Consider the following 15012-nt stretch of genomic DNA (forward strand, 5'->3'; position numbering starts at 1 on the left):
TGTCATTTGCCCGTAGGGGCGGGTTCGGACGCGCGACCGTCGCGCCCGCGCTCGACGCGACCGTGAGCGAACGGGGTCAGCTCGCCGCGGAGTCCCGGCACCGGTGGGGCAATCGTCCGCGGCTGGCCGAGGAGGGGCGCATCATCTCGACGGCGCCGCCCACGGCGGCGCCGTGTCCATCTCCGAGAACCGGCACCGCTGCGCCGCCGCGCGCGCGATGATCTCCGAGGTGTCTCCCAGGTCGGCCCACCGCACCTTCTGAATCCGGCCGCGCGCCGCGCGGTAGATTGCGTCTATCGTGTAGGTCACCTTGACGGCTTGCTCGAGTGGAGCATAGGGTATTGCGCCGCGCACGATGGCCTCGTAGAAATTGTCATGCTTGCTGAGCACGCTGGCGGGACTGATCGCGCGCGTGGAGGCGTCGTAGAGGTCAAGGTGGTGCAGGCCGAGAGTGGCGGCGCCTTTCTCCCCGAAGACCCGGATCCACGTGCGGTCCTGCCGGTCCTGGCTGCAGGTCGTCGCGTAGAAGTGGAGCCTGGTCGGCGATCGGCCCTCCAGTTCCGCTACCGCGCACACCAGGTCCTCCATCTCCAGGGTGCGCACCGGGTGGGCGCGATAGAGCGCGGCGCTGGCGCGCCGAGCGACGGACAGAGTCGGGGCTGGCGACGTGTTCGCCAGCATCAGGGCCGCGGCTATGGTATGGCTGCCCTGGTTGTACATCACTCCGTCGCGGCACCATCTGCCATCCACCCGGGCGCGGCCGGCCCACTTGGCGCGGCGATAATAGGCGTCGGCGCGATACCAGGTGATGACCGCCACCACCTCGCGGATGCGCCCCAGCTCGCCGCGGGCAATGCTGCGTTTGAGCGCGATGCAGGCGGAGGTGGCGAGGGGGTTGAAGCCGACGGCCACCACCTTTCGCGCGTTGCGCTGCGCTTGGAGCATGCGGCCGGCGTCGCTGACCGAACTCGCCGCCGGCTTCTCCACGAACACGTGCAGTCCGCGCTCGAGGGCAGCGATGGTCATCGGGGCGTGCCAGTGGTGGGGCGTGCAGATGAACGCCACATCGGCCTCGACCGCGCGGAAGGCCTGGCGGTAGTCCTTGAAAAAGGGGATGCCCAGCGCCTTGGTGTGCGCCAGGCTCGCGCGCACATCCGGCCGCCGGGGATATGCGTCACATACCGCCACCAGGTCAAAGCGTTCATTTGCCGTCAGGCTCGTCAGATGTCCGCGGCCGATGCCGCCCACGCCCACTTGCACCGCTCGTAGCGCTTTCGTCACCACATCCGCTCCTGCTTCGGGGACCTAGCATTCCAAAATCGGCGCCGTGCGACGCCCAAGCGGCGCCGCACGCGCTAAGTGCTATTGGTTCCCTCCCTCCAGTGAGAACCCCTTCCGGGTAGTGGGAAGAAGGCTCCGCGGCGCCGCCGCTGGCGCGCCGCAGCCGGTGGAACAACCTAATCGAGGGTAGCTTGACATGACTCACAAACCGGTGCGCTCGCTTCTCTTCCTCGCCTGCGCTCTCATCGCAGTCGCCGCCCGCCGGAGTGCCCGGCCTCCATTCACGGCAGCGTACCGCTCGTTGAAGTGCGGCTGGGGAGCCACATACGCATAATCCCGGCGAGATCGGGCGCGAAGGCAGGCGTCCCCGGGGGCCGTGGGGAATCCAGTCACGGGGCGGGCCGCGGCTGCCAGGGAGGGAAGACGCTTTGAACGTCCAGGTCGGCGTCATCGGTTCGGCAGGAGGGCGCATCCTGCGCGCAACGAGTCAGAAAGCCCACAACCTCGGGTGCGCGATCGCCCGGCACGGGTGCGTGCTGGTGACCGGGGCCTGCCCCGGCTTGCCCTACGCAGCGGTCGAGGGCTGCCGCGAGACGGGGGGCATGACGGTCGGCATCTCCCCCGCCCTGAACCTGGCGGAGCACATTAGCCGCTACCGTTCACCCCACGAGGGATTCGACGTTCTCATCTACACCGGCGACGGGCTCATGGGACGCGAGGTCACGGGTATCCGCTCGTGCGACATCGTCATCGTCGTCGGCGGACGTTCAGGCACCCTGGGCGAATTCGCCATCGCCTATGACGAGGGCAAGCTGATTGGCGTGCTCGAGGGCACCGGCGGCGTCGCCGACTATGCGGACGACATCACCCGCATGGTCGCCAAGCAAACCGGCGCGACGCTCATCACGGACGCCGATCCGCAGCGGCTCGTCGCCAGGCTCCTCAGAGCCCACGCCGTACGCAGCCGGCGGCCCCGGCGGCGGCGGGAATACGCTGCGGGGTAGGAACGCCCCCCGGCCTGCGAAGTTGCCGGCTGGCAGGGGGGCGGGTCGCCGCCGTGTGATTCACATTCGGGGGTGAGAGACATGCGCAGGCTGTTCGGCAGAAGCTCTCGCAAGGCCGGCCTGCCGCCGGGCACGCTCGTTCACGTCGGCGAGAGAAAGACCGAGACGGTGAAGATCACCATCCTCCGCTACGACCAGGGGCAGGTGACCGAGAAGGAAGCCTCGACGGTGGATGAGTGCCTGCCGTCGCAGGGAGAATCCATGGTGACGTGGATCAACGTGGCCGGGATTCACCACGTCGAGGTGATGGAGAAGCTGGGGGCCTGCTACGGCGTCCACCCGCTCGCCCTGGAGGACATCCTCAACACCGACCAGCGTCCCAAGGTGGATGATTACGGCGATTATCTCCTGATCGTCTTGAAGATGGTGTACCACGATGACCAGGGCGAGCTGGTGATCGAGCAGGTAAGTCTGGTGGTTGGCTCCAACTTCGTGATCTCGTTCCAGGAACGTGACGGGGATGTCTTCGATCCGGTGCGGGAACGGATTCGCGGCGCCAAGGGGCGCATCCGGACGGCGGGCGCTGACTACCTGGCCTACGCGCTGGTGGATGCGGTGGTGGACCACTACTTCGCGGTGCTGGAAAGGCTCGGCGGCGAGATCGCGGACACCGAGGAGCAACTGCTGGCCGAGCCGACGCCGAGCAGCCTGCACGCCATTCATCGCCTCAAGGGCGAGATGATCTTCCTACGCAAGTCGGTGTGGCCGCTGCGCGAGGCCGTCGGCAACCTCACGCGCGGGGAGTCCGCGCTGATCACGGAAGCCACCCAGGTCTATCTGCGCGACGTGCACGACCATACGATCCAGGTGATTGACACCATCGAGTCGTTTCGCGACACGATGTCGGGGATGCTCGACATCTACCTCTCGAGCCTGAGCAACCGCATGAACGAGGTCATGAAGGTGCTCACCATCATTGCCACCATCTTCATCCCAGTGACCTTCATCGCGGGCGTCTATGGCATGAACTTCCGACAGATGCCCGAGCTGCAGTGGCCCTGGGGGTATCCGGTGGCGCTGGTGATCATGGCCGGCGTCGCCGGCATTATGCTCGCCTACTTCCGCCGGCGGAAATGGTTATGAGGGTCCCCCTGCAGGTGCGCGCCGGGTCAGGGTGCCGGCGCGTACTTGTCCTCGTAGGCTTTGACGACTTCGGCGACGGGCCCGGATTCCATCACCCGCCCGTGCTCCAGCCAGATCGCGCGGTGGCACATCTCGCGCACGGTATTGGCGTCGTGCGACACCAGCACCAGGGTGTTCCCTTGGTCGCGCAACCGCTGTAGGCGGGCCGCGCATTTCTGCTGAAACTGGACGTCGCCCACCGCTAGCACCTCGTCCAGCAGCAGGATCTCGGCGTCAATATGCGCCGCCACCGCAAAGCCCAGCCGCGCCACCATGCCGCTGGAGTAAGTGCGCACCTGCGCGTCAATGAAATCGCCGATGTCGGCGAAGGCGATGATGTCCTCCAGGCGCGCCGTGACCTGCTGCCGCGACAAGCCGAAGAGCGAGGCGTTGAGGAAGATGTTGGCGCGCCCGCTCATGTCGGCATCGAAGCCCACCCCCAGCCCCAGCAGGCCCACCGTCCGCCCGCGGGTGATGATGCGCCCTTCGTCAGGTTCATAGACGCCGGCGATGAGGCTCAGCAGGCTCGTCTTGCCTGAGCCGTTGGGGCCGATGATGGCCAGGCGTTCCCCGCGCTCGACCTCGAACGACACCTCCCGCAGCGCCCAGAAAAGCTCGCTCGGAATGCCTCCGCGCAAACGCCGGATGACCGCCTCTTTGATGGTGGTGGGGCGGCTATGCGCGACGTGGAAGTTGAGCGATACCGCCTGCACTTCGATCGCCGGCCTGTTAGTGGATGAGGACATGATGGCTTGCGCGCGGCTACCCTTCCTTGGCGAATGACCCCTCCATGCGTTTGAAGATCCACTGCCCCACGATCGCCGCGGCCAGCGCAACGCCGGCGGAAATGGCGAGGAACGTGTAGTACGGGTAGCCCGCCATCACGCGCCAGGGCTCCTCCTGCGGGATGACGCTCTTGTAGGCCACCAGGATGGGGGTCATCGGGTTCAGGAGGTAGATAGTCTTGTAGATTGGCGGGACCTGCTCGTGCATGACCTTGGATACGGAGTATATCACCGGGCTCAGGAAGAACCACATCTGGAACAGGCTCGCCACCATGTACTTGACATCGGCGTAGAACACGCTGAACGCCGCCAGGATCAGGCTCAGCCCCCAGGTGAAGACGACTTGGATTCCCAGCGCGGCTATCGCCAGCGCCAGGTATGGCCAGTTGACGGTCAGCCGCACCGCCGCGAAGAACACCACCAGAATCGTCAGCGAGAGCACGAAGTCAACGAAGTTGGCCACCAGCGAAGAGGCGGGCAGGATGAAACGGGGGAAGCTGACCAGCTTGACCAGGGAGATGCGGCCGCTGACCGTGCTCGCGCCGTCCAGCACCGCTGTGTTGAAGAAGCGCCACGCGAGGAAGGTCGAGAACAGCTTGACCGAATAGTTCGGCTCGTTGACGCGCAGGATGTACTTGAACGCGACCAGGAAGGTCAGGATCAGCAGCACCGGGTTGAGCAGCGACCACAAGAACCCCAGCACCGACCGCTTGTAGCGCACGGTGAGTTCGCGCCGGACCAAGTTCAGCAGCGCGTGGCGATACTGCCAGACGCTCGCAATCGCACCCAACTCTGTCTTACCTGCCGAGGGAGTAAAGCGACTTCCAACCCGCAGCGCCATGGGCATGTTACCGGGCGCGGTAAGAAGCTGTCAAGCCCGCCCCCGCTGACCCCCCCCGCTGACCGTTACCCGGTTTCCGGTGAGGCGATACCGAGATGCTTCACTGCGCGTGCCGACGCTGTCGCGCGAGCACGCTTCGTTCTGCATGACAGGAGCCGGGACGTGTCATTCAGAGCGTCAGCGAAGAATCTCGCCTTCGCGACGAGCAAAGCGGGTAGCCGTCAGCCCCTCGCCCCAAGCGGCTGCCCGAGCGCGAGCGCAAGATCATCGAGCTGCGCTTCTTCCGCAACCTGTCGCAGACCGCTGCGGCCCGCCGCCAGGGCATCTCGCAGATGCACGTCTGGCGCCTGCAGCACAGGGCCCTCGGTCGCCTGCGCGAGCTGGCGCGGGGCGAATTGTAGTCTCGGCAGGAACATTGCCCGGCGCCGGACAAGACCTCAGTCGGTTGGCATTCTTCAGCGAAGGAGGAGCCAAAGTGGGAATACTACCCGGCGGCGGAGAAAACCTCAGTCGGCGCGCAAGCAGGCGCGCCCCGGCGGCAGCATGGCTTGGTGCGGAGGTCCCCATGCAGCTACACCTGGCGGTTTGCGGTCTGGCGTTGTGCCTGTTGGCGTCGGCCTCCGGGCCGGCTTGCGCCCGGCGCGTGGGGCTGGACTCTGACGGGATGTCCAAGGTGGACGGACAGCGGATGTTGGTCCTGGGCTGCTACGAGAACCCGGGCACCGACGCCGGCTTGGCGGAATTGGCCGACGCGGGCTTCAACCTCGTCGCTGCCTCGTCGGTCGAATCGTTGGGGCAACTCGCCGCCCACGGCCTCTTCGGCTGGGTCAACCTCGGAGGTGACCTCGACCTCTCCGGGGACACGGATCGGCGGAGTCACGCTCTCAGCGGGCGGGTGGAGCAGCTTCGCAGCCACCCCGCGCTGCTGGTGTGGGAGGGCCCGGATGAGGCGCTCTGGAACATCTGCTACGGCCCCTTGATGAGGGACCGGCAAGAGTTGCGCCAACTGCGCGAGACCATCCAGCAACGCGCCGACGAGGGGCACGACGTCACCGCCCTCACCGCGGCCTTGGCCAGGTTCGAGTCCGCATTCGATGAGGCCGACTACGAGCGCCAGGCCATCTTTCGCCGCGAGCTATACGATCTGCTCGGGGAACAGCCGCCGGCGGTGGAGCACACCCTGGCCGAGGCGCCGGCGCGCGCGCGCGCGGCCGCACAGGGCTTCCTGGAGGGGTATCACCTGCTCAAGCGCCTTGACCCCGACCATCCGCTGTGGTTCAATCACGCCCCGCGCAATTCCATCGCCGCCCTCGCCGAGTTCAACCGCGCGTGCGACATCTCCGGCTGCGACATCTACCCCGTCCCCGAGGGCGTCAACCACAGCGACCTGCGCGACAGGTCGCTGGCATCCGTGGGGGCCTACACCGAGCGTATGGCGCTGGCGAGCGGGGGCAAGCCGGTGTGGATGGTGCTTCAGGGCTTCGGCTGGTATGACGAGGGCTCGCCGGAGCAGAAGAAAGCCGATCCCGGGGGCAGGGAGCGCGGCCGCCGCCCCCGCTATAAGGAGACGCGCTTTATGGCCTATGACGCGCTGGTTCACGGCGCCACCGGCATCCTCTACTTCGGCACCTACCTCGTGGAAAAGGACTCCGAGTTCTGGGCCGATCTCAAGCGCGTCGTCGGCGAGCTGGCTGCCCTGCGGCCCCTGTGGGAAACCCCCGCCCTCACCTGGCGGCCCGGGGTCGAGATCATCGAGAGTGGGCCCTCGTTCGAGCGCGGGATTCAGGTCATGGCCAAGAGCTACCAGGGCGAGCTCTACCTGCTGGTGGTCAACGAGGAGTCGGAGTCGGCCAGCTTCGTCCTCCACGGCATGGATGCCTACGAGAAGACAGCCTTCCACCGCCTCTTCGAGGGCGATGCGGTCGTGGTCAAGGATGCCGCCCTGGCCGACTCCATTAGCTGCCGCGGTGTCAGCATCTACACCAACGGGACCGCGTTTGACGAGCAGGCAGCACGCATGCGGCCCAAGGGCTAGCGGCGTCCGCGCTGCGCACGCGGGCGGCGCAACTCGCAGCCGGGGCGCGCCGGGTTGCCTGATGGTTGCGCACGCCCGCAGCCTATGCCCCGCGGCGCCCGGTGTGCTATAATTCCGCCCGTCTATGCGCCATCTCGCACTTAGTCGCTACCGCATCTCTGCGGTGCCCCATCGGCGGCGGGAACTCCCCCGCCTTGCACCACCGGGCGTGACCCCATTGAATCGTGCTCAGCCAGACCGGGTAACCGTGAGTCCTACGGCCACTTAACACCGGCAGCCATTCCTGTAACGATGTCATAGGGCCTGATGGGGAACCACAGATGAACCCGCATGCTTGCCCACCGGTGGTGGGGATGCAGATTGAAGCCGCGCTTCTGTCGGCGTGCGCCGGCATCCATCGGCGGGAGTGTGGCACCGCCCAGGATTCTTCGCTACGCTGCGCCAAGAAGCAGCTCGTGCACCAGCGCGATCTCGCCGCAGTCGGGAAAGTGCACGCAGCGAATGCACTCGGACCAGATCTTCTGCGGCAGCTCGCTCTTTTCGATGCGGCGGAACCCCCGGGCCTCGAAGAACTCCGGGATGTAGGTCAGCACAAACGCGCGCCCGACGCCGATTCGCACCGCGTCGGCCAGACACTCCTCCAGCAGCCGCTGCCCCCAGCCCTCGCCGCGCCGATCCTGGCGCACGGCCATGCACTTGATCTCGGCCAGGTCCTCCCAGGTGACGTGGCAGGCCGCGCAGCCGACCAGGCCCGCGTCGTCCTCGATGACGAAGAAGTCGCGCAGGTTGTCGTAGATTTCACTGAGCGAGCGCGGCAGCATAAGCCCCTGGTCGGCGTGCAGCTTGATCAGGCGCTGGATGGGGGCCGCGTCCGCGGTCACGGCTCGGCGCAGCTTAGCTTCCATGGCCGCCATTCTAGCACAGCCGCCGCCGCCGCGACAACCGCCTCGCCGCAGTCGGTAGGCCGGACGCGCCCCGCGCGGTCCCGGACTCCGGCGGTCGCCAGGGTTGGCTCCTGACGGCTCCGCCGGCGAAGAAGGGAGAAGAGACGGGCGAGATCGAACTCTACGTGACGCACCTCGGCGAGACGGCGAGGCCTTCACCGGCGATGTCTGCCCCCCGGACATGCACAAGTACGTGTGCGCGCTGGAGCCCTGATTCGCGGTGGCTGCGCACCTGCAATTAGCCGGACGGCCTCCGAGGCGCTGGGGGCGGTCCGGAGTCCGGATTCACTCGGCCAGCGGCAACTCGAGATCGCGCAGCGGTTCCCCCGCGGCATTGGTGATGCGACTGAACAGGCTCCAGTAGTAGAAGAAGCCGCGCACCGAGGGCATCGCTGCTTGCACGCCGACTTTGACCAAGATATCGTTCGGCCCGCGCTTGAGCCTCAGCGTTGCGACCTGCTGATCGGGGATGCCAGTAGCGGTGTGGTCGAGAAAAACCGATCGGCCGTTGAGCCAGACTTGGGTCCATCCGCTCGCGCCGAATCGGAGCCTGACATCCCGGGCGCGCGGGCTCACCACCTGCAGTAGCCCGTACCCCACTGCCCATTCATATACCAGGCTAAGCTGGATCTGCGGCAGAAATCCAAGCTCGAAGCCGGCGCCGGTCCACATTGGGCGAGTCCATTCGATTCGCTGGCCCCCGGGCGCGATGCACGAATCGCCCAAGGCAAGACCTTGCTCCGGTGGATAGGCCGTCGCCATGCCGCGGCCGTCGGTGTTGTCGAAGGGCACGGCTACCCGCCAGCAGCGCGCCGGAATCGCCCCCAGGCGCTCAAACTCCGCCACCGCCCTCCCGCGCCGCAGCTGGCCTTCCAGGAACAGCGCGAGGTACCATGATACACGGTCGCGTCGGCCCCGGTCGGTCATGCGCCTGCGCAGGTCCCGACACCAAGCGGGGAAGCCGTCGAGCCGGCTCGTTCGCTGAAGGCTTCGCTCCACGACCATCAAGCACCGCTCGACGATGCGATCGCAGATGCTGGTCCGCTCGTGCAGCAGCACGCGACGCGCGGTTTCGATGGCCTGGGCATGATTGCCACTCGCGGAGTGAATCTCCGCGAGTCGCCAGCGGTTCCACTCGTAGCCGGTCCAACCGCCGGGATGCTCGGCCAGCGGTCTCGCGGTTTCCTCGAGCAATGCGACCGCCTCGTCGTGACGCCCGTGAATCGCTAACATGTCCGCCAAGATGGACTTCGCCGAGAGGTCGTCCGGGTTCATCTCGGCGACTGCACGAAGATGGCGCTCCGCGGCATCGTAGTTGCGCACCGCGATGCACAGATTCGCGAGATATGCGTGATGAAGCGCGGCGCGCTCGGGTTCCACCTTCAGCCGCTCCTCATGAAATGCGATCATCTCACCATGGCGCTGACTCCCCGCCAGGATCTGCGACATGTAGCCGTACGCCATCTGGTTCTGGGGATCGAGGTCGAGCGCGCGGCGTAGATGCCGCACGGCCTGGTCATCGCGACCGGACGCCTGGTGCGCGCGGCCCAGCCCCACCAGTGCGGGCACGTAGTCCCCATCTCGCTCCAGCAAGGCCTCATATCCCTTGACCGCGTCACCGACCTGGCCCCTCTTCAGATGCCCTTCCGCACGGGCGACGGCAGCATCCACCGCCTCCTGGGTGAACCCTGCCGGCAGCTTGTTGCCCTCGAACGTCTCCTCCACCATCGCTACGACCTCCTGTCGCAGGTGTTGGCGGGCGCGGGCGAGGCGCGTCTTGACCGTCGCGGCGCGGACGCCCAGGAAGCCCCCGATCTCAGCGTGCGAGTAGCCGTTGATGTAGTGCAGGGTCAGTGCCAGTCGCTCCGGCTCGCGGAGGCGCCCCAGGGCCTGCCGTACCGCGACCTCGATCTCGGACAACCCCGGACCCGCCTGCGGTGATTCCACCTCTTGCTCCAGCCGCACCGTGGGCACCTCGGGGCGGCGGCGCTGCATGCGATGCAGGTTGACCACGATCCGCCGCAGCCACCCGGCGAACTTCTCCGGCTCCCGCAGCGCTTTCAGCTTGAGGTATGCCTGGACAAAGCCCTCCTGCGCCAGGTCGCGCGCCGCCTCGAACTCCCCGGTCAGGTGGTAGGCGAGCCCATAGACCATGTCGCGATAGCGCTCCACCAGCTCGCCAAAGGCTCGCCGGTCGCCCTCGCAAGTGCGCCGCACCAGTTGTCCGTCGGTTGCCGTCGTTGTCTCCGCCCACGCTCACACTAACAGAGGATGCAGGAGCGGGCTTGCAGGTAACAGCCAATATTATAGCGGGGCCGGACTCAGTGTGGGTGGCTTGCCTGCCCCTGGGAGGTTATTACGCCGCGCCCATTGAAGTAAGCCCCACCATTCCCAGGGAGCGGTACGCGCTTGACCGAGCAGCAGCCAGCACATACCCGCGGCCCGCGGCTGATCGTCGGCCTGGGCAATCCCGGGGGGCGTTACGTAGGGACGCGCCACAACGTCGGCTTCGAGGTGGTGGACTTGCTGGCGGCGCGTGCGGGCGTGCGCTTACGCCGCGGCCGCTTTCGCGGCGTCCAGGCCGAGGCGCGGGTGGCGGGCGTGCGCGTCATCCTGCTCGAACCCCGCACCTACATGAATCTCAGCGGCGCCGCGGTGCGCGCGGCGGCGGACTACTACCGCGTCGCACCCTCGCATCTGCTGGTCGTCTGCGACGACGTGCACCTGCCCCTGGGCCAGTTGCGCCTGCGCCGGGGCGGCAGCGCCGGGGGCCACAACGGCCTCATCTCCATCATCGAGACGCTGGGCCGCCAGGACTTTCCTCGCGTGCGCGTGGGCGTCGGCGAGCCACCGCCGTACATGGAGCAGATAGACTACGTGCTGGCGCGTTTTGGGCCGGGGCAACTGGCGGCCGTCGGCGCGGCGATCGCGCGCGCGGCCGACGCGGTGGAAACGTGGCTCGCCGCCGGTATCGAGGAGGCGATGAACCGCTTCAATCAGCGGCCATCATCGACGGATCGCGCGGATGATGGCTAGTGCTCCGTCAACCATGTTTCGAGGGATTCCTTGGGCGCGCGATGTCAATCCCGCGAAACCGTCCGTAGGGGCAAGGCATGCCTTGCCCCTACCTGTGTCGCGCCCGGTGCGACCCCGAAGAACACCCATCAATTCATCGTTGACGCAACACTAGCACCTATGGTCAGCTGAACACAGATGCCTGCTTGCCCGCCGGAGACGGACAAACCCTCCGGCGGCGGGCAAACCCTGCGGAAACCCGTAAACCTGTGGCGGGGGCGCAGATTGAATCGGCGGCGCTTGCTTCTCGAAACCGATGTTGCCGCTGTGAACACGGCTTGCGGCAATCACCCCGACGCCGAGGCTGGCGCAGGTCCCTGTTGGCCTTCTTCGCGCGCGCACAGGCTGGCGAGCTCCGTGACATCCTTGGCCTTGGATGCGGCCTCTTCGTAGGTGACGATGCCTGACTTGACGAGGTTGGCCAGGGATTGGTCCAGGGTCATCATTCCCTGCCTGACGCCGGTCTGGATGACGGAGGCGATCTGGTGGGTCTTGCGCTCGCGAATGGAGCTGCGCACGGCGGGGATGGCGACCAGGGTCTCGAAGGCGGCAATGCGCCCGCGGCCGTCGGCGCGCTTGACCAGGATCTGGGAGACGACCCCCAGCAGGTTGACCGAGAGCTGCATGCGGATCTGCTGCTGCTGGTGGGTGGGGAAGATGTCAATCGCGCGGTCCACGGTCTGCACCGCATCGGTGGTGTGCAGGGTGCCGAACACCAGGTGCCCGGTCTCGGCGGCGGTGATGGCGAGCTGCACCGTCTCCAGGTCGCGCATCTCGCCGATGAGGATGACGTCGGGGTCCTGTCGCAAAACGTACTTGAGCGCGTTGGCGAAGGATAGGGTATCGCTGCCCAGCTCCCGTTGGTTGATGAGGGCGCGCTGGTCCTGGTGGATAAACTCGACCGGGTCCTCCACCGTTACTATGTGGCAGGGGTAGGTGTGGTTGATGTAGTCGAGCATGGCGGCCTGGCTGGTGGACTTGCCACAGCCCGCGGGACCGGTCACCAGCACCAGTCCGCGCGGGCGATCGGCGAAGTACTTGCACACCGCGGGCAGCCCCAGCTCCTCCATGGTCGAAATGCGCAGCGGGATGGAACGTAAGACGGTGCCCACGGCGCCGCGCTGGACGAAGACGTTGACGCGAAATCGCCCTACCCCCTCGATGTCGTAGCCGAAGTCCAACTCCCAATCGCGCTCGAAGAGTGCGATCTGCTCCTCCGTCATCACGGCGTACGCCAGCTCCCGCGATTGCGCGGCGGTCAGCGGCGGCAGGTCCATGTGATAGAGATCGCCGTAGATGCGCACCAACGGCGGGCTGTCCGCCTTGATGTGCAGGTCGGAGCCGTCGCGCCTGAGGCACTCGATCAGCAGATAGTCAATGTCCACAATTGCGGATGCCCCTAGATGGCGCCGGTGGCGGTCTCGGTGGTAACACCGACGCGCTGCCTGAACTCCGCCGGGTTGGAGGACTTGACCAGCGCGTCCTCGAAGCTGACCAGCCCGCCGCGGTATAGCTCCAGCAAGTGCGCGTCCAGCGCCTGCATTCCCAGGTCATGACCGGTCTGGATCGTGGAGTTGATCTGGTGGGTCTTGCGCTCGCGAATGAGGTTGCGAATGGCGGGGGTCGCGATCATGATCTCGAATGCGGCGACGCGCCCCGGGCGATCCAGGCGATGCAGTAGGGTCTGCGAGATGACCGCCTGGATAACCACCGATAGCTGCATGCGGATCTGCTCCTGGCGGGCGGGCTCGAACACGTCCACGATCCGATCCATGGTCTGCGCGGCGTCGGTGGTATGGACGGTGGCGAACACCAGGTGCCCGGTTTCAGCGGCGGTGATCGCCAACTGCATGGTCTCCAGGTCGCGCATCTCGCCCACCAGGATGACGTCCGGATTCTGTCGCATGACGTGGCGCAGCGCGGCGGCGAACGAATGGGTATCGATCTCCACCTCGCGCTGATTCACCGCCGCCATCTTGTCGCCGTGCATGAACTCGATGGGATCTTCGATGGTGATGAGGTGGACGTTGCGATGCTCGTTGATGTGGTCCAGCATCGCCGCCAGGGTGGTTGACTTCCCGCTGCCGGTGGGGCCGGTCACGAGCACCAGGCCGCGCGGGAGCAGGGCGATCTTCTTCAGCACCTGCGGCAGGACCAGCTCGTCTATGGTCTGCACGCGGATGGGGATAAGGCGAAAGACCGCCCCCGCGTTGCCGCGCTGGCGGAAGAGGTTGACGCGAAAGCGCGCCAGCCCGGGGATGGCGTAGGCGAGGTCGAGCTCGAGCTCGCGCTCGAAGCGATGGCGGCGCTCGTCGCTCAAGATCTCGTAGATGAGCGCCTTGACGTCGTCGGAGGACAGGCGCGGGTAATCGGTGCGCGTGAGGTCGCCGTGGACGCGGATGACCGGCGGCTCGCCGATCCGCAGATGGAGGTCCGATCCGCTGCGCTCTACTACCAGCTTGAGCAGTTCATCTATCTGCATTGGGCCGACGTTGGGGGCCGGACGACGGCTCCGCTAGGAGCCAGCTGCGGCCTGGGCGCCGCGCCGCAGCATCTGCTTGAACTCGGTGCGGTTGCCGGCGTAAGCCTCCGCGTCCTCCTCGGTGATAATGCCCGCGCGGTGAAACTTGAGCAGCGCCTGGTTGATGGTCTGCATTCCCCAGTAGCCGCCCTCATTGATGGCCGAGTACAGTTGCGATGTGCGCCCCTCCTCGACCAGCTTGGCCACCGTCGGTGTGTTGACCAGGATTTCCACCGCGGCGACCCGGCCGGTGCCATCGGCGCGCGGCAAAAGCTTCTGCGACACGATGCCCACCAGGGTCGTGGACAGGCGCAGACAGATTTGCGTCTTCTCGTGGGGGGGGAAGATGTTGACGATGCGCTCCACCGTCTCCGCCGCGCTGGTGGTGTGCACCGTCGAGAACACGAGGTGCCCGGTCTCCGCCGCCGTGAGCGCCACCCGCATCGTCTCCGCGTCGCGCATCTCGCCGATGAGGATAACGTCCGGGCTCTCCCGCACCACGTACTTCATCGCGTCGTAGAACGACTCGGTGTCAATCCCTACCTCGCGCTGGCTGATCACCGCCAGCCGGTCCTGGTGGACGAACTCGATCGGATCCTCGACCGTGATCACGTTACAGCGCCGCGTGCGGTTGATGAGATCGATCATCGCCGCCAGGCTCGTGGACTTGCCGCACCCGGTGGGGCCGGTGACCAGGATGCAGCCCTGGCGATTCATGGTCATCTCGCTCACGATCTTGGGCAGCCCCAGCTCCTCCAGGGTGTAGATCTCCAGCGGCACCACCCGCAGCACCGTCGCCAGCGAATTGCGCTGCTGGTAGACGTTGCAGCGAAAACGCGCGAGGTCTCCCAACGTGAACGCAAGGTCGAGTTCATGGTATTCGCGGAAGCGCGCGGTCTGTTCCTCGGTCATCACCGAGTGGGTGATGCGCTCGGTGTCCTCCGGGGTCAGCATCGGCAGATCGGTCGGAACGATCCGCCCGTGCACCCGCAGCGCCGGCGGCGCGCCCGACTTGATGAACAGGTCCGACGCCTTGCTCTCGACCGCGAAGCGGCACAGGTCCTCAAGTTCAATCGCCACCTTGATCTTCCCTTTCGTTTCCGACCGCGCCCGCGGGCGAGCCGCCGGCCGGCGCGCATGCGCCTCTCTTCGCCGCCCACGGCCCGATACCCTTCCGTCGCGCCGCCAGCGCCAACGCCGCCGCTGCCGCCAGCACGCCGGTTGCCAGCATGTACAGCGGCGTCCTGCGCGGCGGTGGCGCCGGCCGCGTGGGCGTCGGCGATACCGGTGGCGTTGGCGGGTGCGTGGGCACGCCGGTCGCGGTGAGGTCGGAATCCTTGACGG

General features: G+C 66.6%; 14 protein-coding genes. 5 read left to right on the forward strand and 9 right to left on the reverse strand.

Features of this window, described 5'->3' with window-relative positions:
• Positions 1–141: 141 nt before the first annotated feature.
• Positions 142–1281 carry a Gfo/Idh/MocA family oxidoreductase gene (locus VM221_04460; protein HUT74073.1) on the reverse strand — a complete coding sequence of 380 codons (1140 nt, stop codon included), beginning with the start codon at positions 1279–1281 and terminating at the stop codon, positions 142–144.
• Between the two features lie 428 nt (positions 1282–1709).
• On the opposite strand from VM221_04460, the gene VM221_04465 reads away from it, so the two are divergent.
• On the forward strand, positions 1710–2285 hold the full coding sequence (locus VM221_04465; GenBank protein HUT74074.1) for a hypothetical protein: 576 nt from the start codon (positions 1710–1712) through the stop codon (positions 2283–2285).
• An 81-nt stretch (positions 2286–2366) separates the two neighbouring features.
• Positions 2367–3428, forward strand: a complete 1062-nt coding sequence (gene corA, locus VM221_04470) for a magnesium/cobalt transporter CorA (GenBank protein HUT74075.1) — start codon at positions 2367–2369, stop codon at positions 3426–3428.
• Positions 3429–3454: 26 nt separating this feature from the next.
• On the opposite strand, the gene VM221_04475 is transcribed toward corA, so the two are convergent.
• Both VM221_04475 and VM221_04480 read right to left on the reverse strand, forming a co-directional pair.
• Positions 3455–4213, reverse strand: coding sequence for an ABC transporter ATP-binding protein (locus VM221_04475; protein ID HUT74076.1), 759 nt, complete (start codon positions 4211–4213; stop codon positions 3455–3457).
• A gap of 16 nt (positions 4214–4229) precedes the next feature.
• The gene (locus tag VM221_04480) at positions 4230–5042 is read right to left on the reverse strand and encodes an ABC transporter permease (GenBank protein ID HUT74077.1); all 813 of its coding nucleotides are present in this window, start codon (positions 5040–5042) and stop codon (positions 4230–4232) included.
• Between the two features lie 293 nt (positions 5043–5335).
• On the opposite strand from VM221_04480, the gene VM221_04485 reads away from it, so the two are divergent.
• Positions 5336–5494, forward strand: coding sequence for a sigma factor-like helix-turn-helix DNA-binding protein (locus VM221_04485; GenBank protein ID HUT74078.1), 159 nt, complete (start codon positions 5336–5338; stop codon positions 5492–5494).
• A 164-nt stretch (positions 5495–5658) separates the two neighbouring features.
• Positions 5659–7128: a hypothetical protein gene (locus tag VM221_04490; GenBank protein HUT74079.1), complete on the forward strand. Its 1470-nt coding sequence runs from the start codon at positions 5659–5661 to the stop codon at positions 7126–7128.
• A 431-nt stretch (positions 7129–7559) separates the two neighbouring features.
• Here VM221_04490 and VM221_04495 read toward each other — a convergent pair whose 3' ends face one another.
• Positions 7560–8033: an N-acetyltransferase gene (locus VM221_04495; GenBank protein ID HUT74080.1), complete on the reverse strand. Its 474-nt coding sequence runs from the start codon at positions 8031–8033 to the stop codon at positions 7560–7562.
• Positions 8034–8357: 324 nt separating this feature from the next.
• Positions 8358–10289 (reverse strand): sigma-70 family RNA polymerase sigma factor, encoded by a 1932-nt coding sequence (locus tag VM221_04500; protein HUT74081.1) that lies wholly within the window; start codon positions 10287–10289, stop codon positions 8358–8360.
• Between the two features lie 192 nt (positions 10290–10481).
• On the opposite strand from VM221_04500, the gene pth reads away from it, so the two are divergent.
• Positions 10482–11108: an aminoacyl-tRNA hydrolase gene (gene pth / locus VM221_04505; GenBank protein ID HUT74082.1), complete on the forward strand. Its 627-nt coding sequence runs from the start codon at positions 10482–10484 to the stop codon at positions 11106–11108.
• Positions 11109–11434: 326 nt separating this feature from the next.
• Here the strand turns inward: pth and VM221_04510 are convergent, their stop codons facing one another.
• The 4 genes from VM221_04510 to VM221_04525 form a co-directional block, all read right to left on the reverse strand.
• Positions 11435–12532 carry a type IV pilus twitching motility protein PilT gene (locus VM221_04510; GenBank protein ID HUT74083.1) on the reverse strand — a complete coding sequence of 366 codons (1098 nt, stop codon included), beginning with the start codon at positions 12530–12532 and terminating at the stop codon, positions 11435–11437.
• Positions 12533–12546: 14 nt separating this feature from the next.
• A complete protein-coding gene (locus tag VM221_04515; protein ID HUT74084.1) occupies positions 12547–13629 on the reverse strand; it encodes a type IV pilus twitching motility protein PilT in 1083 nt (360 codons plus the stop codon).
• Between the two features lie 33 nt (positions 13630–13662).
• On the reverse strand, positions 13663–14748 hold the full coding sequence (locus VM221_04520; GenBank protein ID HUT74085.1) for a type IV pilus twitching motility protein PilT: 1086 nt from the start codon (positions 14746–14748) through the stop codon (positions 13663–13665).
• Positions 14738–15012 (reverse strand): hypothetical protein (locus tag VM221_04525; protein HUT74086.1); only part of this gene is annotated, 275 nt, incomplete at its 5' end. The genes VM221_04525 and VM221_04520, both read right to left, overlap by 11 nt.

It is taken from the genome of Armatimonadota bacterium (assembly GCA_035527535.1).
GTDB lineage: Bacteria > Armatimonadota > Hebobacteria.